Origin of the sequence: Dendrosporobacter sp. 1207_IL3150, from assembly GCF_036763085.1 — a bacterium.
GTDB lineage: Bacteria > Bacillota > Negativicutes > DSM-1736 > Dendrosporobacteraceae > JBAIYU01.
Genome location: NZ_JBAIYU010000021.1, coordinates 112,051 through 134,039 on the forward strand (window position 1 = coordinate 112,051; position 21,989 = coordinate 134,039).

25 protein-coding genes are annotated in these 21,989 nt (G+C 38.4%); 8 read left to right on the forward strand and 17 right to left on the reverse strand.

The window, feature by feature from the left end; genetic code table 11:
• Positions 1-30: 30 nt before the first annotated feature.
• The 4 genes from V6C17_RS11635 to V6C17_RS11650 form a co-directional block, all read right to left on the reverse strand.
• A complete protein-coding gene (locus V6C17_RS11635; RefSeq protein WP_333522749.1) occupies positions 31-1,467 on the reverse strand; it encodes an ammonium transporter in 1,437 nt (478 codons plus the stop codon).
• Between the two features lie 309 nt (positions 1,468-1,776).
• Positions 1,777-2,715: a DMT family transporter gene (locus V6C17_RS11640; protein ID WP_333522750.1), complete on the reverse strand. Its 939-nt coding sequence runs from the start codon at positions 2,713-2,715 to the stop codon at positions 1,777-1,779.
• A gap of 72 nt (positions 2,716-2,787) precedes the next feature.
• The gene (gene ppnP, locus V6C17_RS11645; protein ID WP_333522751.1) at positions 2,788-3,102 is read right to left on the reverse strand and encodes a pyrimidine/purine nucleoside phosphorylase; all 315 of its coding nucleotides are present in this window, start codon (positions 3,100-3,102) and stop codon (positions 2,788-2,790) included.
• Between the two features lie 17 nt (positions 3,103-3,119).
• Positions 3,120-3,320 (reverse strand): hypothetical protein, encoded by a 201-nt coding sequence (locus tag V6C17_RS11650; RefSeq protein ID WP_333522752.1) that lies wholly within the window; start codon positions 3,318-3,320, stop codon positions 3,120-3,122.
• Between the two features lie 339 nt (positions 3,321-3,659).
• On the opposite strand from V6C17_RS11650, the gene V6C17_RS11655 reads away from it, so the two are divergent.
• A complete protein-coding gene (locus V6C17_RS11655) occupies positions 3,660-4,238 on the forward strand; it encodes a superoxide dismutase family protein (protein ID WP_333522753.1) in 579 nt (192 codons plus the stop codon).
• A gap of 175 nt (positions 4,239-4,413) precedes the next feature.
• On the opposite strand, the gene V6C17_RS11660 is transcribed toward V6C17_RS11655, so the two are convergent.
• The gene (locus V6C17_RS11660) at positions 4,414-5,013 is read right to left on the reverse strand and encodes a trimeric intracellular cation channel family protein (RefSeq protein WP_333522754.1); all 600 of its coding nucleotides are present in this window, start codon (positions 5,011-5,013) and stop codon (positions 4,414-4,416) included.
• A gap of 76 nt (positions 5,014-5,089) precedes the next feature.
• On the opposite strand from V6C17_RS11660, the gene V6C17_RS11665 reads away from it, so the two are divergent.
• A complete protein-coding gene (locus V6C17_RS11665) occupies positions 5,090-5,479 on the forward strand; it encodes a rhodanese-like domain-containing protein (RefSeq protein WP_333522755.1) in 390 nt (129 codons plus the stop codon).
• On the opposite strand, the gene V6C17_RS11670 is transcribed toward V6C17_RS11665, so the two are convergent.
• Entirely contained in the window at positions 5,480-6,232 is a 753-nt protein-coding gene (locus V6C17_RS11670; RefSeq protein ID WP_333522756.1) for an SDR family NAD(P)-dependent oxidoreductase, read from the reverse strand.
• On the reverse strand, positions 6,225-7,367 hold the full coding sequence (locus V6C17_RS11675) for an iron-containing alcohol dehydrogenase (protein WP_333522757.1): 1,143 nt from the start codon (positions 7,365-7,367) through the stop codon (positions 6,225-6,227). The genes V6C17_RS11670 and V6C17_RS11675 overlap by 8 nt, the downstream gene beginning before the upstream one ends.
• Positions 7,368-7,728: 361 nt before the next feature.
• On the opposite strand from V6C17_RS11675, the gene V6C17_RS11680 reads away from it, so the two are divergent.
• Both V6C17_RS11680 and V6C17_RS11685 read left to right on the forward strand, forming a co-directional pair.
• Positions 7,729-8,235 carry a mismatch-specific DNA-glycosylase gene (locus V6C17_RS11680; protein ID WP_333522758.1) on the forward strand — a complete coding sequence of 169 codons (507 nt, stop codon included), beginning with the start codon at positions 7,729-7,731 and terminating at the stop codon, positions 8,233-8,235.
• A 123-nt stretch (positions 8,236-8,358) separates the two neighbouring features.
• Positions 8,359-8,841 carry a DUF5683 domain-containing protein gene (locus tag V6C17_RS11685; protein WP_333522759.1) on the forward strand — a complete coding sequence of 161 codons (483 nt, stop codon included), beginning with the start codon at positions 8,359-8,361 and terminating at the stop codon, positions 8,839-8,841.
• A 100-nt stretch (positions 8,842-8,941) separates the two neighbouring features.
• On the opposite strand, the gene V6C17_RS11690 is transcribed toward V6C17_RS11685, so the two are convergent.
• The 3 genes from V6C17_RS11690 to V6C17_RS11700 all read right to left on the reverse strand — a co-directional run bounded on the left by V6C17_RS11690 (position 8,942) and on the right by V6C17_RS11700 (position 12,582).
• A complete protein-coding gene (locus tag V6C17_RS11690) occupies positions 8,942-10,324 on the reverse strand; it encodes an NAD(P)/FAD-dependent oxidoreductase (protein WP_333522760.1) in 1,383 nt (460 codons plus the stop codon).
• A gap of 278 nt (positions 10,325-10,602) precedes the next feature.
• Positions 10,603-11,892 (reverse strand): ArsB/NhaD family transporter, encoded by a 1,290-nt coding sequence (locus V6C17_RS11695; RefSeq protein ID WP_333522761.1) that lies wholly within the window; start codon positions 11,890-11,892, stop codon positions 10,603-10,605.
• 153 nt (positions 11,893-12,045) lie between these two features.
• On the reverse strand, positions 12,046-12,582 hold the full coding sequence (locus tag V6C17_RS11700; protein ID WP_333522762.1) for a spore coat protein: 537 nt from the start codon (positions 12,580-12,582) through the stop codon (positions 12,046-12,048).
• A gap of 160 nt (positions 12,583-12,742) precedes the next feature.
• Here V6C17_RS11700 and V6C17_RS11705 point away from each other — a divergent pair, with 160 nt between their 5' ends.
• Positions 12,743-13,135 (forward strand): thioesterase family protein, encoded by a 393-nt coding sequence (locus V6C17_RS11705; RefSeq protein ID WP_333522763.1) that lies wholly within the window; start codon positions 12,743-12,745, stop codon positions 13,133-13,135.
• A 149-nt stretch (positions 13,136-13,284) separates the two neighbouring features.
• Here the strand turns inward: V6C17_RS11705 and V6C17_RS11710 are convergent, their stop codons facing one another.
• From V6C17_RS11710 to V6C17_RS11720, 3 genes are all read right to left on the reverse strand, one after another.
• Complete coding sequence (locus V6C17_RS11710) at positions 13,285-13,590, reverse strand: hypothetical protein (protein ID WP_333522764.1); 306 nt, start codon at positions 13,588-13,590, stop codon at positions 13,285-13,287.
• A gap of 92 nt (positions 13,591-13,682) precedes the next feature.
• Complete coding sequence (locus tag V6C17_RS11715; protein WP_333522765.1) at positions 13,683-15,359, reverse strand: glutamine--tRNA ligase/YqeY domain fusion protein; 1,677 nt, start codon at positions 15,357-15,359, stop codon at positions 13,683-13,685.
• A gap of 186 nt (positions 15,360-15,545) precedes the next feature.
• Complete coding sequence (locus V6C17_RS11720; protein WP_333522766.1) at positions 15,546-16,298, reverse strand: HD domain-containing protein; 753 nt, start codon at positions 16,296-16,298, stop codon at positions 15,546-15,548.
• 205 nt (positions 16,299-16,503) lie between these two features.
• Between V6C17_RS11720 and V6C17_RS11725 the strand changes: the two genes are divergently transcribed.
• On the forward strand, positions 16,504-16,629 hold the full coding sequence (locus tag V6C17_RS11725) for a hypothetical protein (RefSeq protein ID WP_333522767.1): 126 nt from the start codon (positions 16,504-16,506) through the stop codon (positions 16,627-16,629).
• 82 nt (positions 16,630-16,711) lie between these two features.
• Here the strand turns inward: V6C17_RS11725 and V6C17_RS11730 are convergent, their stop codons facing one another.
• Complete coding sequence (locus V6C17_RS11730) at positions 16,712-16,966, reverse strand: GlsB/YeaQ/YmgE family stress response membrane protein (RefSeq protein WP_333522768.1); 255 nt, start codon at positions 16,964-16,966, stop codon at positions 16,712-16,714.
• Positions 16,967-17,065: 99 nt separating this feature from the next.
• Entirely contained in the window at positions 17,066-17,692 is a 627-nt protein-coding gene (locus V6C17_RS11735; protein WP_333522769.1) for an HD domain-containing protein, read from the reverse strand.
• A 193-nt stretch (positions 17,693-17,885) separates the two neighbouring features.
• On the opposite strand from V6C17_RS11735, the gene V6C17_RS11740 reads away from it, so the two are divergent.
• Positions 17,886-18,692 carry a sulfite exporter TauE/SafE family protein gene (locus tag V6C17_RS11740; protein WP_442891493.1) on the forward strand — a complete coding sequence of 269 codons (807 nt, stop codon included), beginning with the start codon at positions 17,886-17,888 and terminating at the stop codon, positions 18,690-18,692.
• A gap of 121 nt (positions 18,693-18,813) precedes the next feature.
• Here the strand turns inward: V6C17_RS11740 and V6C17_RS11745 are convergent, their stop codons facing one another.
• Entirely contained in the window at positions 18,814-19,326 is a 513-nt protein-coding gene (locus V6C17_RS11745; RefSeq protein WP_333522771.1) for an isoprenylcysteine carboxyl methyltransferase family protein, read from the reverse strand.
• Positions 19,320-20,366, reverse strand: coding sequence for a type III polyketide synthase (locus V6C17_RS11750; protein ID WP_333522772.1), 1,047 nt, complete (start codon positions 20,364-20,366; stop codon positions 19,320-19,322). The genes V6C17_RS11745 and V6C17_RS11750 overlap by 7 nt, the downstream gene beginning before the upstream one ends.
• Before the next feature lie 187 nt (positions 20,367-20,553).
• Here V6C17_RS11750 and V6C17_RS11755 point away from each other — a divergent pair, with 187 nt between their 5' ends.
• On the forward strand, positions 20,554-21,951 hold the full coding sequence (locus tag V6C17_RS11755) for an FMN-binding glutamate synthase family protein (protein ID WP_333522773.1): 1,398 nt from the start codon (positions 20,554-20,556) through the stop codon (positions 21,949-21,951).
• The last annotated feature ends 38 nt before the right edge of the window (positions 21,952-21,989 follow it).

Genomic DNA, 21,989 nt, shown 5'->3' on the forward strand with positions numbered 1-21,989 from the left:
AGCAAGCTATTATTTCCATTTATAATAAGTTTAAGCTAAATTTGCTTTTCCTGCAACGTTTTGTTGCGCAATTTCGTGACCATGAACGATAGGAGCACCAGCTACAAAGTCTTGAGCATAAGCTCTTTCACCATGTTCGCTAACATCCAAACCTGAAACTTCTTCGCTCTCGCTGACTCGTAACGTCATGAACAGTCCTATTGCTTTTAAGATAACAAAGGTCATTACTGCTGCGAATACCCAAGCCACACCTATAGTGATTAACTGTGTTATTAATTGGTCAGCACCACCGCCGTAAAAGAGACCGTCTGCTCCAGCTGAGTTTACTTCCTTAGAGGCAAACAATCCAGTCGCAATAGCACCCCAAGTACCACCGATACCATGCACACCAAAAGCGTCTAATGAATCATCATAACCAAGTTTATGTTTAATAACAGCAACAGCGAGATAGCAAATTGCACCAGCTGCCAAACCTATAATAACTGAAGGTACTGCTGATACAAATCCAGCTGCAGGAGTAATTGCTACTAAACCTGCAACACAGCCGCTTGCCGCGCCAAGAATAGTGGGTTTGCCATTATGAGCCCATTCAACAAAAACCCAAGATAAGGTTGCCGCTGCTGCAGCTACATGCGTTACAACAAATGCTGATGCCGCTAATCCATTAGCGCCTAGAGAACTACCTGCATTGAAGCCAAACCATCCGAACCAAAGTAAAGCTGCACCGACTACAGTCATTGGCAAGTGATGCGGAAGCATCGGTGACGTACCAAATCCGCGACGTTTACCCAGTACTAAACAAGCAACTAGACCAGAAACACCTGAAAGTATATGAATTACTGTGCCGCCAGCAAAATCAAGCGCTCCTAAATTTCTGAGCCAACCGCCTACACCCCATACCCAATGAGCAAACGGATCATATACGATAGTAGCCCAAACTAATGTGAACACAACAAACGCGGGGAATCTCATACGTTCAGCAAACGAACCAGTTATTAATGCCGGAGTAATTACTGCGAACATACATTGGAAAGCCATAAATGCAAGTGCTGGAATTGTTGCTGCATAGTCAGCATTCGGTTCTTGACCAACCCCATTTAAACCAACCCAATCCAAATTGCCGATAAAACCACCAATATCAGGTCCGAATGTTAAAGAATACCCAAACAATACCCATTGAACTGTGATAAGCCCGATAATGAAAAAGCTTTGCATGATAGTGCTTAAAGCATTCTTAGTGCGAACCATACCGCCATAAAATAAAGCTAGAGCGGGAGTCATAAGCATAACTAACGCAGCGCTTACTAAAACCCATGCAGTATCACCAGTATCAATTTTCGGAGCGTCCGCAGCTGCTTCTACAGCAGCTGCTACAGCCGCACCATCTGTTTCGGCTGCGAATGCTACCGGAACAAGCAAGAAAGTTAACATTAAACAAATTGCTAAGATAGACCAAAGTTTTTTCATATTAATCCCCTCTTTCTAAAATATTTTAATTTTAATATTAGCTTGATAATAAAAATAAGTTCATTTCTAAGTACAAAGTAGCAACTGATTGCTACATACCGGCACACCTCCTTAATTAGGCTGAAAATAAATAGACGCCCTGCGGTATTAGAACCTGCAGGACGCCTTTGTCTGCTAAAATAGAAAGGGCCTTCGCAATCATGATTGCGAAGGCCTCATTGCCTTTAAATATGTTATTGGTATAAATATATCACCCGTTTTAGTCGAAGTCAATACCAAAATTATATTCAGAAAATTTAATCTTTTATTTTATTTCGAATCGCTTTTACCAAGCACTGTCGGTAAATTTTCAGTCTTTTCAGCATCAGGTCTAGTGGTTAAATAAACCCCGCTTATTATTATCGCAGCACTTAATAGCTTAAGCAGACTAAATGGCTCTCCTAAAATGTAAACTGATTGAATAATTGTAAATACTGGGACCAAATTTATAAATATTGCCGATTTAGCGGCACCGATTTTCTCTATTGCAATTAGGTGAACTAAATAGCCGATTACCGATGCAAAAATAGTCATATATAAGATTGATAACCAGCCGCCAAATGTGACTGTTGGCAAATACGTTGCTGGATTCTCCCATAACACAAAGGGAATAGAAATAACTGTACAAGTTAAAAAGGTATAGGCGGTAAGCAAAATCGGGGATAGTTTATATTTCTGCATGACTTTTCGACTCAGTAAAGAATAGCAGGCCCAGCTGCCAACAGCTAGAAGCATAAGGATGTCACCATAGTTTAGGCTCAGAGCGGTAAGAACTGACCATTGTCCATTTGTAACTGTTAGGATAACGCCAAGCAGAGATAACATTATTCCGGCCATTCTTACCAAACTTATTTTCTCTTTTATAAACATTGCTGCTAAAACCGCTGTAATCATTGGATTAGTAGATCCAATCAATGAAGAATTGATTGCAGTCGTATACTGTAAACTTGTAAAAAACAGTGCGTGATATAAAAAAGTACCTATTAGTCCGAGCATAATGAGCGGTGGCCACTCGTTTTTATGCGGTAGCCATTTATCTGGCTGATGTTTATATAAAATTACAAATATCAAGGGCAACGCAAAGAAAAATCGAAAGAAAGTTAGTGCAAAAGGAGGAAACTCACGCACAGCAAGTTTGCCTGTAATAAAAGCCCCAGACCAAAAAAATGCTGCCAATACCATCATGGCATAAACTCTGTTAACAGACATATAGACCACCCCTAAAAAAGTGTTAACCTGAATCCTGTATAGGATTCAGGCTGGATGTAACTAAGGCTTTTTCTATTTAATATAAGAACAACAGTAGTCAGTTACTTCAGTTACTTTTAGCTGAAACCGCGAGTCTGCAGGCACGTTAAAAGACTCGCCTCCTCTTATCTTCTGCCAAACATCAGAACCAGGAAGCAATACCTCTAGCTCGCCAGAAAGTATTTCCATAATCTCGGCTAGTTCTGTGCCAAAATCATAATCACCAGGCATCATAATACCAAGGGTTTTCTTAGTACCATCAGCAAAAATTACCGTTCTGCTTGTAACACTGCCATTAAAATAGACATTTGCTTTTTTTACAACAGTTACATTTTCGAATTGGTTCATAGCGATACCTCCGAATATTACAGCGTTTCATTTGATGTAATTTGTACCTTATAATCCCCGCTTGCTGTTCTTTTTATTATACCCTTCTTACCCGCCCCATCGTCAACAGTTATTGCCTGTAAATTATGACCAATAAGGAAATTCAGAACATCTCCTTTAATAAATCCTTCCCAATTTTCCTTATTTTTTAATTCTGGTGTTTCTGCAATAATATCCATCGTATTCTCCTCCAATTAAACTTCTTCTACTATATTTTAAAATCAAACAATAACCGTTTCAAAAAAAGTATAAATCCAGATTAAGGTAATGTCAACATCCATACATAATAGACATTTTATAATTTGCTACATAGTATAAAGTGAGCCTTAATTCATCTGGCGCTGCCTGTGCCCTTAGGATATAACTTCATCTGAATTTTCAGTTGAACTATCAACGGGCCTAACCATCTGCCTGTATCCTTAGGTTATTACTCCTATTGTAAAAGATGTGAGCAGCGCTGCTAGGTTATCGGATAAATAAAAGTATAACGGAATAAATTAAAACGGAAGGTGAAGTAAATGTCCAATTTGAAAAACCGCCCCGATATTCCAAAAAACCATAAGTGTTTATGCTGGAACTGTAAATTTATCGACCACTGCTGGCCAAAGTCCGGTCTGCCAACAAGAACTGCGATTGCAAGAATTAAAGGCGGACCACTTGCCCCGAACATTAGAGGTATGGTCGTTTTTCGCGACGTCCCAGGAGGTACAGAAGTGGCTGTGGATGTCAGCGGACTGCCACCATATCGACCTGCCCAAGGTAATCGGGCGCCAATCGGTCCACATGGGTTTCACCTCCATGAAAATGGCAGTTGTGAAATAGGTGATGCTGAAAACCCCTTTACAGCAGCAGGAAGTCACTGGAATCCTAATAAACAACCTCACGGTAATCATGCCGGTGATTTTCCAGTCTTGTTTTCAAATCATGGCTGTGCTAAAATGACATTTTTTACCGATAAGTTTCAGGTAGCTGATGTAATTGGAAAGACAGTAATTATACATGAAAACCCTGATGACTATCGTACTCAGCCCGCTGGCGATGCTGGCAGAAGGCTTGCTTGTGGTGTTATTCGCTGGGCTCGAAACTTATCTGATTAAAAAGAAAGGTAAGCAAGGGAGTGATATTACTGTCTAACTCTTATGCTTACCTTTTGAATTATTCTATTCTCGGACTCGTAGGATCACACTTAGGCATTTCAATCTCTGAGACTTCAGTCAGTTTCGTTAAAAAGCAACATTCTTCCTTAGAATATTTGAGGAGACATTTCCTGCCCTAGATAATTGGAAGATGTAAATCATAAATAATGCTCAATATTCTGATCACAGATGTGACAACAAAACACAAGTACATTGGCACTGCATCAGGCAGAATTGCCTGAGTATAGTAAAAACTGGCGGCTCCGACAATTGCTGCCACCGCATAGATTTCCTTGCGAAAAACAAACGGAATCTCTTGGACAAATAAATCTCTTATTATTCCTCCGCCTACCCCAGTCGTAACTCCGAGAACAATCATTATGAATGGAGTATTAATGTCGTAAAGAATAGCCATATTAGCACCTGCAGCTGTAAATGCGCCTAACCCAACTGCATCGCAAAATTGAATGAGATTATTGAATCTATTAATATGCTGATAAACTAGACAAGCACAAATAGCAGAGATTATACTAATAACAACAAACGTCGGATCGCGAAAGGCCATAGGCGGTGTATTGCCTATTAGCATATCGCGTAAAATTCCGCCTCCTACCGCCGTAGTTATTGACAACATCAAAATTCCAAAAACATCTAGTTTTTTTTGAATTCCTGTAAGTGCCCCCGCGAGCGCAAACGCAATAGTTCCTATTACGCCTAGTACGTCTAATACAATCATATAATCCCCACTTCTAGTAACAATTGTTGCTTAAATCTAAATACCTACAATGAAATAATAATAAAGGAGTGCTATAATGCACAAACTTTTAAGAAATATTTCAGTTTTACTTTTCTTATTTATACTAACTTTTACAACAGGGTGTGATAATGTGTCTACGACTGCCGTAATGAAAGATGTATCAACTCAAGAGGCACTTGAAGTTTGGCGATCAAAGCAAGCCGATTTCATTGACGTCCGTACAAATGATGAATATACTCAGGGGCATATCCCCGGAGCAAAGTTAATACCACTTGACGAGCTGGCAGGCAGAATAACCGAAATACCTAAGGACACTAAAATAATGCTTATCTGCCGCAGCGGCAATCGCAGCACTACGGCTGCAAAGGTATTATTAAGTAACGGCTATACTAACATTTATAATGTAAGTGGTGGAATGCTAGCCTGGAAAGGACCAACAGAATAGTTACTTCTCATATATCATTTTAACAGTCATTCCACCATCAATAACTAAATTAGCCCCGGTAATAAACCCAGCATCATCAGAAGATAAGAAAATACAGGCGGCAGCTACGTCCTCAGGCTTCCCGACACGTCCAACAGCATGCTGCATCAAATCACATTCCCTCAGCTTCACTGACTGTCGATTACTGCTTTTTTGCCATTCTGATACATCAACCCATCCCGGACTAATGGCATTCACCCTGATCCCTTTTACACCCAAGGATATTGCTAAAGAATGAGTCAAAGACACAAGTCCACCTTTAGCGGCAGCATAAGCATGCCAGTCTGGTTCAGACATTGTCGCCCTTGTAGAGGCTATATTAATAATACTGCTGCCTGGTTTTAATCTGGCTAAACCATGCTTTACAAGCAAATACGCTCCCCTCAAATTCGTGTTGATAACGATATCCCAGGTAGATATCGGTGAATCAAGCGGTGTTTGCAAAGAAATGCCGGCATTATTTATTAATACATCAATTATGACATCACTCTCTGCCAGTTCTTGCATTACGCCAATAATGGCCTGCTCATCTTTAATATCTATTGCATAGTACACACAGTTTCCGCCAGCCTGTAATATATAATCTTTATTTTCCTGGCAAGCCTCTTCATCAATATCTAAAATAACTATATTGTATCCACGAAGGCTAAATTCTCTTGCTATCGAAGCACCTATTCCTTGTGCTCCACCTGTTATCAAACATGTTCTAGCCATTTATTTTTCTTCCCTCATACATGCTTGTAAGGACTTCTGCCATATCCTCTATGCTTACAATTACCGGGTTTAATCTGGTCGAACCCTTTAAAGAATTTTCGACTAAACCTGAAAAATCGCTATAATATTCTTCTCTTGATAGACCTGCTTGTGATAATGAACTCGGTATATTGAGAGCAGCATTTAACTTTTTGATAGCACCAGTGAAACTATTTGCACCAATCGACCTTGCTAGATTTTCTAGCTTCTGCTTTACTACTGGACTAGTTGAGTTATATTCTAATACATAAGGTAAGGCAATGGCATTTATTAATCCATGACCTAAATCAAATTTTCCACCGATAGCATGTGCTATGCCATGAGCCAATCCAAGACCAACATTGTCAAACGCATATCCTGCTAGGCACTGATAATGATGAACTTTTTCCCGGCTTTCCAGGCTTTTATAGTGATATGAGATTGGTAAAAAGTGCAATAATCCTTCGATTGCTCCTTTAGCCATAACTTCAGTAAAGTCATCTAAATTATTATTAACATACGCTTCAACTGCGTGTGTTACAGCATCAAGACCTGTCTCTGCTACTACATTATCAGGCATAGTTAGAGTTAATGCCGCATCCAAAATAGCTACATCGGGAATGAATGCCATTGTCTTAAGGCCGATTTTTAGATTTTGCTCTTTAAAGGTGACCACCGCTGCCTTAGTAACTTCACTGCCAGTACCTGAGGTAGTTGGTATAGCAATAAATTTTAAATTCCGGCGGCGTTCAGGAATTTCAACTGAAAAAAAGTTATTAAAGTTTATTTGAGGATACTCATAGAAAAGTGCCATAACTTTAGCAGCATCTAACGGGGAACCTCCGCCTACTGCAATAAGTAGATCAGGCTTAAATTCCCTCATGACTTCAAGCCCAGCTAAAATAGCGGTTGTATCTGGGTTTTTGTTTATTCCTGAAAACACGGTGGTTATACTACTCTGTCCTAGATAACCCTTGATTTTATCAATAGTCCCATTTTCAATGGTCGATCTACTACCGGTAACAATAAAAGCTCTAGACGCAGTAATACTTTTCAAATATTCCAGCGAACCAGCTCCAGTAATCAGTGACTCTCCACCAAGTACTAGCTTTTTCATCTCCGTATCACTATCCTTTATTTTTTTTGTCTCTAACGTGCACAAAAATATAATAGCTATTAACGAAAACAATAAATAGATTAATTAATGCAACTGGCATAGCATTAATGGCAAAACCATATACAGTAAAGCATACAGCACCTAGGGTATTAATGAACCTCAGCTTTATCAGAGATGTCATCAGTAACGAAATAGCTATCAATACTGATGCTAAATACCCTAACCACTCAATTATATTTGTTTCCATCATCATTTAATCCTTTTCTTCTAATTAGTCACTAGCTATAATTTAATTTTAAATTTTAAATTGTACATATACTCCTGCTATTGTGGTGTCATTTTTTACATAAAGGAGCTAATCATGAATCCTGTGCCTGATATTATAACAACTGACCTTAAAATACTGTTCATAGGCTTTAATCCTGGCGAGCGTTCAGCATTGACTGGGTACCATTTCGCCGGACACTCCAATAGATTTTGGAAACTGTTAGCCTTATCTGGGCTGACACCCTGTCAGTTGCGCCCTGAACAAGACCGCTTATTGCTATCATACGGATATGGAATTTCCAATATCGTTGCCCGTCCAAGCAAGACAGCTGCAGAAATCACCAAAGATGAGTATAAAGAAGGCCGCACAATCTTACTTGATAAACTACAGCGATATCAGCCTAAAATTGCCTGTTATGTAGGAATTGGTGTGTATAAAGAATTCGCCCAAAGGTCGGTAGTAAAATGCGGTATCCAAGATCGCAATATTATCCCCAAAATTACTGATTTTATTGTACCATCTCCTAGCGGATTAAACAGGATTAAATTAGACGATCAGTTGTCATATTATCAACAATTATATGGGTTGGTATTTTGTTAAATTAGTTCTATATATTTAAAAATTCTATATTTTAGATAGAATAAATCTTGTATAAACGTACCAATACTCTTTGTATAACGTTTATACAAGGAGTGATATTTTATAATAAATGAACTCCAGGTTTTGACTTACCGATCACCTCGGACAGCACTGCTCTGGTCAGCAATGCTGCCAGGGCTTGGGCAATTTTACAACAAAGACTATCTTCTAGGTTTATTGCTGCTACTACTGGAATTTTGTGTAAATATTAATTCTAATCTTAATTTAGCTATTCATCATACATTAAATCTTAATTTTATTGAGTCTAGTGCAGTAATAAACTACCAATGGCTGCAATTTTACCCAAGTTTATGGACTTATTCAATGTGGCAGTCATTCAATAGAGCAATTATCATAAATCACCAATTATTAAGCAATTCTCCTAAAGCCAAGCAAGTATATTATACCAGTTTATTTATTGGTCTGACAGTTGGTATGCATATTGGCTCAATGGTGTCATTTTTGGGAGCGCCTATCTTAGGTGGGCTAGCACTAGGTAGTGCCTTTGGCATTTTGGGCTATTACATTGATAAATCACACGATAACATTTATATTCAAAAAATATGAACCAACAATCTTCAACATATATAACAACAAAAATTAGGCTGCTGTCATATGACATCAGCCTAATTTATTTCTTTACGCAACGGCTTAAACCGTTGCTGATCTATTTTGAAAGACGCTCATTAATTATTCTGGCAACATATACACCGCTTGCACTAGCTTGAGACAGCCCACGAGTTACCCCCGCACCATCGCCGATCGCAAAAAGATTTGTAATCTCGGTTTCTAGCTGCTTAGTTAGTTTCAAGCGAGAACTATAAAATTTGACTTCCACACCGTAAAGTAGTGTGTCATCGTTCGCCATACCTGGTGCAACATTGTTTAATGCATAAATCATCTCGATTATATTATCCAGATGCCGTTTCGGGAGCACTAAACTTAAATCCCCAGGAGTAGCCTTCAAAGTAGGCTTAGTAAAACTTTGGGCGAGACGATGTTCATTTGTCCTGCGCCCCTTTATTAAATCCCCAAAGCGCTGTACAAGCACACCACCACCAAGCATATTCGAAAATGATGCAATCCGCTTACCATATTGATGCGGCTCATTGAACGGTTCATTAAAACGATTGCTTACAAGTAAGGCAAAGTTAGTATTTTTACTGTGCAGCTTTTCATCCCGGTAGCTATGTCCGTTAACTGTTACAATTCCGTCAGTGTTTTCTGTTACGACATAGCCTTTAGGATTCATACAAAACGTGCGGACTAAATCCCCATATTGTTTTGTGCGATAAATTAGTTTAGCTTCATATACATCGTCAGTTATATGCTGAAACACCGTCGCTGGAATTTCCACCCTTACCCCAACGTCAACCTGATTATTAAGAAGGGTTAATCCCATTTCCTTACATTGCCCTGAAAACCACTCTGAACCTGCACGTCCAGGGGCTGCAATTACATAACGACAACTTATAGATTTGTCATCACGAATATCTATAGTAAATCCATCTTGTGTTTGATTAATTTTGGAAACATGGCGATTGAAAACTAGTGTAATTTTATCTTTTAGATGCTCATATATCAGTTCAAGTATTTTAAGGTTATTTTCTGTACCCAGATGCCTCACTCTTGCTTCCAGCAAGTGTAGACCGAAGCCTAAGGCTTGCTTTCCAAGTGGACTGTTTTGAGTACTGAAATACTCAGGCGGTGCCCCATATACCATATTAACTTCATCAACATAGTCAATAAGATCTAGAACTTTATCGTCAGGAAGATATTCATTAAGCCAACCGCCAAATTGAGTTGTAAAGTTGTATTTGCCATCTGAAAAAGCCCCAGCACCGCCAAATCCTCGCATGATGCCGCATGATTTACAGTTAATACAATGCTCCACTTTCTTCTCAGCAATTGGGCATTTACGGCTATAAATATCACGGCCTTCTTCAATCATGATCACCGATATTTCAGGGTTTAACTTAACTAATTCATAGGCTGCAAATATACCGGCCGGTCCACCGCCAATTATCGCTACATCATATTTTTTTTCCATTCCGATTCTCCCCTTTGCAATTAACAGCGCTTCGTCAAAATTGCCAAAGTTATTATATATCATTAGACAAAGTTTTCCTAGCTAATTCTCTATTATTATCCATCAATAAGTGATTCGTATTCGCAATTTCTCTCCCAAAACCGATATCTAGTAAAGAACCATGGCTTTCGCCTAACCTTAGTGATAGCGCAAGTCTATACTCACCACTTATGCATATAAGAAAGAATATAATTTCTTATCGCATAAAAAAGCCGTCTGCCAGCACAGACGGCTTAATCTCAGATAAGATAGAACAAGTAAATATAAATGCTTGAGATAATTATCGATAATATCATCAATGGAAACGCTATTTTTAAATATTTAACAAAGGAAATGGGATGTCCTTCTTGAGCTGCCATGCCAGCTACAACAACGTTAGCACTAGCACCAACCAGCGTTCCGTTACCGCCCAAACAAGCTCCTAGTGACAAGCTCCACCACAGAGGTTCAAGATTTGTTATGCCCATCCGACTCATTTCTTTTATCATAGGAATCATTGTTGCAACAAATGGGATATTATCAATAAAGGCCGAGGCAATTGCACTCATCCATAATATTAACATTGCAGTTGCTGTTAGATTACCAGCTGTTAGTTCTATAGCCTTCTGGGCCATCATGGCAATAACACCTGTTTCGACTAGTCCAGCAACTAAAATAAACAATCCGGCGAAGAAGAATATTGCCAACCATTCAATCTTACGTAAGACATGTTCAAGTTCATGTTCATTTCTAGCATGCGTAATTAACAAAAGCAGACTGGCACCTGTTAGCGCAGCGGTCGCTGACTCGAGATGCAGCATATTATGAGTCATAAATAAACCAATAGTCAGTATAATGACAGCTAAACATTTCTTCAGCAGTTTCGGATTTTTTATTTGCTTATTTTCATCAAGATCCATTACCTGCATTCGGAGTTCATCTGTTGTTACTAGCTGTTTACGGTAAATTAATACAAGGAGAGCCATAGTCACAATGAAAATTACTACACAAACCAGGGCTAAATTATTCACAAAAGCCATAAAATCAAGTTCCTTAACAGCACTTCCAATCATGATATTGGGCGGATCCCCTATTAGAGTAGCAGTACCGCCAATATTTGATGCTATTATCTGAGCTACTAAGTAAGGTATTGGACGTACTTTAAGCTGCGCAGTTATACTAAAAGTTACTGGGACTGTCAAAAGGACGGTAGTCACGTTGTCGAGGAGCGCCGAACATACTGCTGTTATTGAGCTAAGTACAACTAATAGCTTTATTGGGTCACCATTAACCTTCTTAGCTGCCCATATCGCCAAATATCTAAAGAGTCCTGTTTCACTTGTAATATTTACAATGATCATCATACCAATAAGTAAGCCTATGGTATTAAAATCAATATGAGCTATTGCGGTTTCTTGGGATATAATACCCATTAAAATCATAGTAATGCCGCCGGCAAGAGCAATTATTGTACGATGAATTTTTTCTGACACAATAACTGTGTAAGCTAGCACGAAAATACTTATCGCTAAAAGTGCATTGTTTTCCATATACCCATCCCTTCTTCCAGATAAAATCAATACAACAATATTAATAATACCTTATTTTAACAGAAAGGTATATCCAAAATTTAGTATCACTCTTAGTTATATATGGTTAATCACACAAAAAAGCACTCCTCAGAGTGCTTTTTTGTAAATTTATTATTGTACGTTATACATGCCTTGGTTTTGCATGTATTGAAAAAGTCCTTCACCATGCTGCTGTTCTTCTTTTTGGATATGATTAAGTACTTGTCTGATTTGAGGATCAGCGAATTCAAATATCGCTGTATCGTAGGCCCCAGAGACGTACTTTTCAGTCATCAGCATATCACTGCACAGTGCAGCATCACTTTGGCTAAAGGCAGTTTGGGAAGTAGTGTTATTGGAAGCATTTGCAGCTGAAGACTGCATATTTCCTTGTTGCTGTCCCTTTTGACTTTGCTGTCCTTGTTGTCCTTGCTGCCCTTGTTGCTGACCCTGCTGACCTTGTTGGATATTAGGAACTTGTCCGCTCAAAATTTGATTTATGGTGTTAAGATGACTTTGTTCCGACTGAGCAAAAGAGTTAAATAGCTGCTTCAATTCTGAACTTTGAGCTTGGCTTGCATATGATTGGTATTTCTGAATACAAACCTGCTCATGGTTTTTTTGATCATTAAGTAGCATTCTTTCCTTCTGTGATAAGTTTACTGACATGTAAATCCACCTCCGGTAGCTAGTTTTTCCTGGTTTTTGGTAGGCTATTCACCAAATTACCTATTATTTGTTAGCTATAGATATGTTTAATATCATTGGGTAAAATAAAGTAGATACTTAACCAGTTATATACGATCTAAAATATTGATGGGGTGATAAGGTGGACTATAATTTAGTACTTGGTATGAAAGCTGAAAAAAACGAAAAAGTGACCGAAAGGAATACTGCAATTAGCTACGGAAGCGGAGGCGTTGCTGTATATGCAACACCAGCTATGATTGGACTGATGGAAGGAACTAGCCTAGCAGCTGTAGATCCTCATCTACCAGAGGGTATGGCTACTGTCGGAACAAGTATAAGCGTAAACCATATTGCTGCAACACCTATCGGAATAGAAGTTCGAGCTCTAGCCGAACTAACAGAAATAGACGGCAAAAAATTAACCTTTCGTATCGAGGCATACGATGAAAAAGAAAAAATTGGTGAGGGAACTCACCAACGTTATATCATCGAACTGGAAAAGTTTTTAGCACGAACTCAAAGCAAAAAATAACATTTCGTCTCTAAGACCTATTACTTAGGCTGTTGAGAAAGGTTCATTTGCTAGGCGCACCGCAAAACCCATTGCTTGCGTACTGCGGTCGTACGCAAGCAATGGGTTTGAGGTTGAGCGACGCAAATGAGCCTTTATCGACGGCTACTTTATTTATCTTTTGACTTAGCAGGTACTGCTGTTAAAGTTACTTGACTTCCTTGCCGAGACACTTTTATATTGTAATCAACTATACCCTGTTTATAGAGGTCAAGCTTAATATCTAGAAGCGCCTTGCCTACTTTTTCCTGAAGCTCAGGAGTCAAAAAAGCTGTAGCAAGGTTTTCTTTTTGCTCTTTTTTGTTTGGCTTAATTTCTTTTTCACTTTCATTGAATATATCGTTTTCAAAGGTTGTTTTTTCCTTAAATCCTACCATCATCGCACTATCACTTAAGTTTTTCGGTATTTTTGCCATAAAATATCACCTGCTCGTCATTAAAATAAAATGAATAACATTATGAGGACACTTACAAACAGTTGCAGTTGTCCTCATAACATGAATGACCATTAGCCTTTTTGAGTTTTAGCCCAAGAATCACGCAGACCTACTACACGGTTAAATACCGGTTTGCCTGGTTCAGTATCGTTATCAACACAAAAGTATCCTTGTCTCAAAAATTGATAACGATTTCCAAGTTTAGCGTCTACAAGGCTCGGTTCAGCCATGGCATTATCTATAGTCTCCAGTGAATTTTTATTTAAGGCATCGATGAAGTCATCACTCTCCTGCTCGTTATCCTCTAGCAGCAGATAGTCATAAAGTCTTACTTCGGCAGATATTGCATGCTTAGCAGAAACCCAATGAAGTGTCCCTTTAACCTTCCTTCCACTGTTAGCACCACCGCTTTTGGTCTCAGGATCATAACTGCAGCGCAGCTCAATAAAGTTGCCACTCTCATCCTTTATTATATCTTCACATTTTATAATATAAGCATGTTTTAGGCGAACTTCCTGTCCAGGTGCTAGTCGGAAGAATTTTTTTGGAGGATTCTCCATAAAATCATCTTGCTCAATATATATTTCACGCGAAAAAGGTATCGTTCTATTTCCCATTTCAGGTTTTTCTGGATTATTTTCGGCAATTAGATCTTCTGTCTGATTTTCCGGGTAGTTTTCAATAACAATTTTTAATGGTTTTATTACTACCATAGCCCTATTCGCTCTGGCATTTAGATCTTCTCTTATACAGTGCTCCAGCATTGCAATGTCCACAGTGCTATTGCTTTTTGCTATACCGATTCGATCACAAAAATCCCTTATTGCCTCAGGAGTGTATCCGCGACGACGCAATCCAGAAATAGTAGGCATTCTCGGATCATCCCAGCCTCTTACATGTCCGCCCTCAACTAATAGACGCAGCTTACGTTTACTCATTACCGTATTATTCAAATTAAGTCTTGCAAATTCGATTTGCTGTGGACGCGGAACTTCAAACTTGCACGCTTCCAGTACCCAATCGTATAGCGGTCGATGATCTTCAAACTCCAGAGTGCATATAGAATGGGTAATATTCTCAAGAGCATCAGAAATTGGATGAGCATAATCATACATTGGATAAATACACCATTCATCACCTGTTCGATGATGCTCTGCATGAGATATTCTATACAATACTGGGTCACGCATATTAAGATTCGGTGAAGACATATCAATCTTCGCTCTCAATACTCGCGCACCATCGGGGAACTCGCCTGCTCTCATCCGTTTAAATAAATCTAAATTTTCTTCGACTGATCTAGAGCGGTAGGGGCTTTCCTTACCTGGCTCTGTAAGAGTTCCGCGATATTCTCTCATCTCTTGAGCAGTTAAGTCACATACATAGGCATGTCCATTTTTTATAAGTTCTAAGGCTAGCTCATAAAGCTTACCAAAATAGTCGGAAGCATAATACATCCTGTCTTCCCAATCAAAACCCAGCCATTTAACATCTTCCTGTATTGACTCTACATACTCTACGTCTTCTTTTACTGGATTTGTATCATCGAAACGAAGATTACAAATGCCGCTGTATTGTCGTGCTAAGCCGAAATTCAGACATATCGATTTAGCATGGCCAATATGCAGATACCCATTTGGCTCTGGCGGAAACCTCGTATGTACTTTATTTCCGTATTTTTGATTACGAAAATCTTCCTCAATAATATTTTGAATAAAATTCGAAGCTATAGTAGGATTTGTCGACATAGTTCCAGGCTCCTTCTTATATATTTAAAACGCTCTAACAAAATTGTCATTATCGGATAAAATGGCATTATTCGTCATTGATGCTTATCTTTCCTGCTAAATTAAACAACTTATGCCTATTATGGCAAATTATAGCTCATCTTAACACAAAAATTTCTTATATTAAAAGTAAAATTCGCCCTGACATTAATAGCTCTTTTTAAATGCTTTTACTTTCATAAATTCTTTTAACCTTGAAGCAGCATACCTAAGCTTCTCATTATCAGGTAAAGTTTTCAAAATTTCATCTACGTAGCCTTCTTTTATGATTTGCTTCATAGTCCACGAATAATTTATATCATAAATCCAGGATAAGCGAATCAATTTCCGATCATCTGCTGTTTTCATACAAGAGTAATCACATTGCTCACCTGTTAGCAAGCTTTTGGCAAATATTTCACTATAACCCTGGCCATCTGAATAAATTAGTGTTGGTGCCAACACTCGAAAAATATCAAGTTTGTCGGCATCACGAACAATCCTTGCAAAAAGCTGTTGTCTCGGTGAAGCATTAGCAGGAATGGAAATAGCATTATGATTGCCGATCGAAAAAGTTAAACATTCCCTATCCTCCGGTACTAAAAGCTGAATTAAATCTAAATTTTTAATTTCGCTTAGCCCCAGCAGCGCATGATTCTCAGATTTGCTATCCCTAAAGGTACGGTAGATATAATATTGTTTAAATCGTCCTATGTCGTGCAACAATCCTATTATTTCAGCCAATTGTTGATCACCTTGAGAAAGCCCCAATTCGCTTGCTAGCCTTATACTATTTTGTGCTACTTTAATGGTATGAGTTTCTTTTAATACTATGTTCTCCTGAATATCCCTATCCTCTGAGTAATAAGAACTTACATATCCATGAAACCATTTATATAAATTTCCCATGAGTACATTCATTTTGCCACATCCATGTAATAAATTAATTAATGTATTTACAATTATGACTATTATTATTAAAACCCTCTGTTAATTTTCGCCAGAAACCAAATCATTTAAACTCTATATTGATTATTTAACACTATCTTAATTTTTCTCTAACATAATAATAAATTAATAACTATATACTGTAATCATAAGTTAACTAACGATAGGAGGAATAATTTTGGACAATTACCCTCTTTTTAGTCATATCTTTAAATTAGCTGATGATCTTGCCAAAGCAAGTGCATTGTTTCAGGCCAACTGGAAACCTACAACTGCAGCTATATACAAGAGAAAACATAAGTAGCTTTCTTATTCAGTTTTGTTGCCTATTAACTGAAATAATCGGAGGAAGCCTGAAATGGCTTCCTCCGATTATTTTATTATCTTTAGTTTAGCCTTCTTCGTTTAGAGCCTGTAAACATATTTACCACCCAGAGAAAAGCGACTGCTCCAATTGTACTTACAATTATTCCACCGATTGTTCCATAAGCATTTAGCCCAATAAGATTAAATAAGAATCCGCCAACATAAGCACCAACAATTCCCACTATAATATTTCCAAACAAACCAAAGCTGCTGCCACGAGAAATCATACCCGCCAGCCAACCGGCAATTAACCCGATAATTAAAGTCCAGAGCATATTAGTTCCTCCTTTAGAAAGGGTTTTTGAAAACACTTATAATTAGTCTACCCGCATCACTTATGTATATAACGGTATTTATCCCCAGTATAGCTACTTTCACTTATTGAGGCATTTTATTAAACAACTGATATTTCTTCTAGCCTTATCTTCTAAACTTTTTCTAAAATAAGGTGTTAGATAAATATAGTCGTGCATTATAAAAGATGATAAAACCTTCAACCTTTCTGAGCGGTATTGCTTTTCACCTAAAAAACTATACTCCTTCCTTATATTGTTTTCATACTTAACGAAATTCTCTAGATCAGCACCAAGGATAGCTAAATCTATATCAGCAATAAATTCACAATCATCCTGCAGATTTGTAGTTTCTAAATGTTTTGTAGCTATAATTAGCTGAAAAACCTCCTCGCCAAAGTTTTCTTGTCCCAAAAAATCTCGGCAATATTTCCGGGCAATATTTGCACTTAGTACTTCATTACTAACAGAAGAAGGTACGTAAACGAAATCATGAAACCAAAGTGCAAACTCAACAGCATCAGGATTTGTAAGCAGTGTTTTTACTTTATCAAAGTGCCTAAAACAACAATTTAAATGCTCTATATTATGATAAGTTCTTTTTGCATCTGTATATTGTAGTAAAATTAATCTATACACCTTTTCCCACATTATTGGATTAGAGTTCAACCGCAGCAGTAACTTGTCCCAACGCTCTCGTATATCCATATTTAAATACCCCTTATTAAAATTATCCTTAAAATATGGTACTTAGGTGCATAAAGAAAACACGGCGACTGCGGAAGCCGATGTTCTTCTTCTTCTTCTTCTTCTCTTTAAGAAAGTTATATCTTCTGTTAAAAGAACAAACCTTAAAAGAAAAATCCCCTTTTCTTTTTGCTTATTTAGCAGTATCATTGAAATGGTGTCACAGCACCTACAAAAAGGGGGTATCATTATAATTACGACAATTTTAGCATTATTCATTCTTGGCTTCGGAGTAGGTACATTTGGTACGCTTGTTGGGATTGGCGGAGGCATTATATTAATCCCTATATTTGTACTTATTATGAATTATACTCCTCAGCATGCGGTTGGTACATCACTCACAATTGTACTGATGAATGCTATATCAGGAACTTATGCTTACATAAAACAGAAGAAAATTTTTTATGATGCTGGCATTAAATTCGCTATTGCTACAATTCCGGGAGCATTTTTAGGCAGTTATCTGGCAGAATATTTTACTGGTTCAAGTTTTAGACTTACTTTTGGCATTTTCTTAATGTGTATTTCCGCGCTTATGTTTTTTCGCTCTTCTCCAAAGGGAACAAGTCCTGAATTTGATAAAGAAACCTTTACATACAATCGTACTTTAGGAATCACCGTAAGTGCAGGTGTAGGTTTTTTATCCAGCATACTTGGAATCGGTGGTGGAATAATTCATGTTCCTATCATGATATATGCATTAGGCTTCCCTACTCATATTGCTACCGCTACTTCACAATTCGTCCTTGCGGTTTCCTCTTTATCCGGTGTTGCCTCACATTTAATCATTGGTAATGTTTTATTGATGCCAGCTATAACAATTGGTCTTGGTGCAATTGCAGGAGCCCAGTTCGGTGCGGCGTTGTCTCTTAAGACCAAATCTAAGTCAATTATTGTACTCTTGTCGTTGGCACTATTTGCTCTAGGTCTAAGGCTTGCATTAACCGCAGGTACTAATTAAGAAAAACCTATCGCTTCAAATTTATCTTCAACGTTAGTATGTGAAAAGCATCAATTGTGATACTTCTTGTATCACAATTGATGCTTTTTTCACGATAAATTATAAATTTAAATTATCTAGCTTACTTAAGCTGCTCTAGGGCTTTTTCTTCGGCCGGTATGCGAATACCGATTAGCAAAATTGCGTTTAACAGCGATATCACTGAAGCAGTATAATATGCATTAAATATTAAGGGTACACTGACCAGTTCAATCGCAACTGCTAAGTAGTTAGGGTGCGGTATAAATCGATAAGGCCCCATTTTTACTCGTTGTGATCCTGGCACAATTAAAATCCTCGTATTCCAATAACGTCCTAAACTTGCCATGCACCAATAGCGTAGTATTTGTGCGAAGAAAAGTAGACAAAGCCAAATATACCAGATGCTGCTTAGCTCATTTTTGACATTACCCTCATAAATCCATCCAAGAAACCATGAGATATGTAGAAGAAAAAATAGAGGGTAATGTTCGGGGCTGTACTCCCTGCCACCAATTGACTTAATTAGCCTCTTATTTCTATTTGCTAAAATAAGCTCACTTACTCGCTGTACAGCAATTACTGCTGATAAAAAATATACCCACCCGTCTACCATCTAAATAACACCTGCTCTGCGCTGAAGCCTGGCCCCAAAGCCAGCATTACGCCATATTTATTAACGGGTGTACGTGAACGTAAATATTGTTCTAATACGAATAATACTGAAGAACTAGACATATTTCCGTATTGCGATAGCACACTGTAAGCTTCCGCTACTTGCTTCTTATCAATTTTTAAGCTTTCAATATACGCTTCAATAACCTTTGGCCCCCCTGGATGGACAATATAATGCTCAACATCATTCAACTCAATACCCCATTCTAGTTTGGCATATTCCATTAACTCGGGCAAATATTGTCGTACTATCGCCGGTATATCCCTAGAAAATCTAACCTTTAAGCCAGTGTCAACAATATCCCACCCCATAACATCTTCCGAATTACTAATCAGTGTACTTAAACTGCCTAGTATAGCAGGACCTTCCCCTTCTGTAGACAGTATTGCTGCTGCTGCACCATCTGCAAATAGGCCTGTGCCGACAAGATTCGACTTAGAGAGATCACTTCTTTGGAAAGTAAGGCTGCACAGTTCAACAGTAACTAGTAAAACGGCTTTTCCCGAATAAGTTTTAGCTAACTCTGCCGCTCTAGCTAATCCCGCTGCACCTCCAGCACATCCTAATCCCCAAATAGGAATTCGAACAGTATGACTAGAAAGTTTCAAACTGGAAATCAACTTAGCGTCTATTGTCGGTGTGCTAATACCTGTTGAGGAAACGAAAATAATCGCCCCGACCTCACTTGGCATAACATTAGCTCGATCTAAGGCTTGTCGCGCTGCCTCTTCAGCTAGCTTTAACGCTGCCGATTCATATAAACTACTTGTCTCGGCAAATGAGTGCGCTTCTGAATACCATTCAAGCGGCTTTACTAGATTTCTGGTTTTAATAGCTGAATTATCAAAAATTGGCATAAGTCTATCTAAATTTTTAACTTCGTCGCAAAATAATGCACTAATATATTCTTTGATTTGAGTCTGCTCTAATCTGTTTTCTGGTACCGCCAATCCTACTGAAAGCAGTTTTGCATAAGTCATTTTAGCACCACGACCTTCTTTGAATATTCACCTACAATCCTTGTATAGCAATTAATCATATGCTGACTATAGTTTGTCTCTTGTCAAAAATATGGCATCATTTACAGCAAAAGGTCGTTTTTCTGTAATATTCTATAAGCCAAGGGAAACACTAACCACAAAAATAGGATTTTCGGAGGAAAAAAATATGTTACTAAGTTGGATGGCTATGAAAATGATGGATCCCATGATGGATGAAGCTATGGCTAAAATGATGACTGAGGATTATTCTGACAATCCTTTTTTGCTAGTAACTGCAGCTGAGAAACTTACTCCTAGAGCAGCTATTGAAGCTTCAATTAGAGCTGAGACAGGCATGGAGCTTTCACGTCCGCTTGGCAGTCCTAATGTGTTGTCGCCCTGGAAAAAGCTGCTTCTTAACCCGCGTCAATTATTCGAATTGCCAACAGAGAGCATTCAGCAAATAAGTACTAAAACTATAATTGGTCCTAATGCAAAAAAGCCGCTTGTCCTCGATATTCCAATTATGATAACGGGGATGTCTTATGGCGGATCACTTAGTCTCGCAATGAAAATTGCCTTAGCTAAAGGTTCTGCCCTAGCTGGTACTTCTACCAATACAGGCGAATCGGCTGTCACGCACGAGGAAAGATCTGCCGCTAAATTCTTAGTAGGTCAATATCATCGCGGTGGCTGGCTCAGCGGCAAAGAACAGTTAAGTCAGCTTGACGCTATAGAGATACAATTAGGCCAAGGCGCCTGGGGGGGCGCAGTTGAAGAACCTGTTACATATCGTAAGGATAATCATCTTCGAGATACCTGGAAACTTGAAGGTGACCAAGGGGCAACAATTTATTCTAGAATGCCTGGTAAAAAGTCACCGCAAGACTATATAAAAATGGTAAACTCAATGAAGGAACAGTACGATGTTCCAGTAGGAGTTAAAATAGCCGGAACTGACTTTCTAGAATATGAGTTAGCAATTATCGCCCAAACTCAGGCTGATTATATTGTTCTAGATGGAGCCGAAGGTGGAACTTCCTCCTCACCACCGACCCTCCAAGATGATCTTGGCCTGCCAACCCTTTATACACTAGTGAGAGCTATTAACTGGCTAAAAGAAAATAATCTTCGTGACAGATTCAGCATCATTGTCACAGGAGGCATGTCAACACCGGGTCATTTCCTGAAAGCACTTGCTCTAGGAGCTGACGCAATATATATAGGAACAATTGCATTGATGGCAGCAATGCAAGCTCAAGCACTTAAAGTATTGCCGCAGGCTCCCCCTTCACAACTAGCACTTTACAACGGTAGAATGACTGATAAGCTTGATATTGATAAAGCGGCGAATAGTCTAGCTAACTTTCTAAATTCGTGTACAGCCGAAATGAAATTAGCCGCTCAAGCTTTAGCAAAACAATCTTTAAAAGAGCTTACTTTAGAAGATTTAGTAACAGTTGATAAAGATTTGGCTGATTTTATTGGAATCCGTTACGCAGGACAAGCTCGAAAAACTCAATGGGCTAATGAAACAGCCCAAACTAACTACCAAGATCAGTTTCAAAACGCTCCGATGCAATAAGGTCTAGGATAAAAAAGATAACGCCGCCTAACTACAGG

Excerpts from the sequence above, each read along its gene's own strand:
- V6C17_RS11665 (WP_333522755.1), top strand. The coding sequence starts at position 5,090 with ATGCACAAACTTTTAAGAAATATTTCAGTTTTACTTTTCTTATTTATA.
- V6C17_RS11675 (WP_333522757.1), bottom strand. The coding sequence starts at position 7,367 with ATGAAAAAGCTAGTACTTGGTGGAGAGTCACTGATTACTGGAGCTGGT.
- V6C17_RS11755 (WP_333522773.1), top strand. The coding sequence starts at position 20,554 with ATGTTACTAAGTTGGATGGCTATGAAAATGATGGATCCCATGATGGAT.
- V6C17_RS11720 (WP_333522766.1), bottom strand. The coding sequence starts at position 16,298 with ATGAATGTACTCATGGGAAATTTATATAAATGGTTTCATGGATATGTA.
- V6C17_RS11715 (WP_333522765.1), bottom strand. The coding sequence starts at position 15,359 with ATGTCGACAAATCCTACTATAGCTTCGAATTTTATTCAAAATATTATT.
- V6C17_RS11700 (WP_333522762.1), bottom strand. The coding sequence starts at position 12,582 with ATGTCAGTAAACTTATCACAGAAGGAAAGAATGCTACTTAATGATCAA.
- V6C17_RS11680 (WP_333522758.1), top strand. The coding sequence starts at position 7,729 with ATGAATCCTGTGCCTGATATTATAACAACTGACCTTAAAATACTGTTC.
- V6C17_RS11740 (WP_442891493.1), top strand. The coding sequence starts at position 17,886 with ATGGTGTCACAGCACCTACAAAAAGGGGGTATCATTATAATTACGACA.
- V6C17_RS11690 (WP_333522760.1), bottom strand. The coding sequence starts at position 10,324 with ATGGAAAAAAAATATGATGTAGCGATAATTGGCGGTGGACCGGCCGGT.
- V6C17_RS11745 (WP_333522771.1), bottom strand. The coding sequence starts at position 19,326 with ATGGTAGACGGGTGGGTATATTTTTTATCAGCAGTAATTGCTGTACAG.
- ppnP (WP_333522751.1), bottom strand. The coding sequence starts at position 3,102 with ATGAACCAATTCGAAAATGTAACTGTTGTAAAAAAAGCAAATGTCTAT.
- V6C17_RS11750 (WP_333522772.1), bottom strand. The coding sequence starts at position 20,366 with ATGACTTATGCAAAACTGCTTTCAGTAGGATTGGCGGTACCAGAAAAC.
- V6C17_RS11660 (WP_333522754.1), bottom strand. The coding sequence starts at position 5,013 with ATGATTGTATTAGACGTACTAGGCGTAATAGGAACTATTGCGTTTGCG.
- V6C17_RS11655 (WP_333522753.1), top strand. The coding sequence starts at position 3,660 with ATGTCCAATTTGAAAAACCGCCCCGATATTCCAAAAAACCATAAGTGT.
- V6C17_RS11735 (WP_333522769.1), bottom strand. The coding sequence starts at position 17,692 with ATGGATATACGAGAGCGTTGGGACAAGTTACTGCTGCGGTTGAACTCT.
- V6C17_RS11640 (WP_333522750.1), bottom strand. The coding sequence starts at position 2,715 with ATGTCTGTTAACAGAGTTTATGCCATGATGGTATTGGCAGCATTTTTT.
- V6C17_RS11635 (WP_333522749.1), bottom strand. The coding sequence starts at position 1,467 with ATGAAAAAACTTTGGTCTATCTTAGCAATTTGTTTAATGTTAACTTTC.
- V6C17_RS11650 (WP_333522752.1), bottom strand. The coding sequence starts at position 3,320 with ATGGATATTATTGCAGAAACACCAGAATTAAAAAATAAGGAAAATTGG.
- V6C17_RS11730 (WP_333522768.1), bottom strand. The coding sequence starts at position 16,966 with ATGCTCTGGACTTTAATTATCGGGTTAATTGCCGGTTGGCTGGCGGGT.
- V6C17_RS11695 (WP_333522761.1), bottom strand. The coding sequence starts at position 11,892 with ATGGAAAACAATGCACTTTTAGCGATAAGTATTTTCGTGCTAGCTTAC.
- V6C17_RS11710 (WP_333522764.1), bottom strand. The coding sequence starts at position 13,590 with ATGGCAAAAATACCGAAAAACTTAAGTGATAGTGCGATGATGGTAGGA.
- V6C17_RS11670 (WP_333522756.1), bottom strand. The coding sequence starts at position 6,232 with ATGGCTAGAACATGTTTGATAACAGGTGGAGCACAAGGAATAGGTGCT.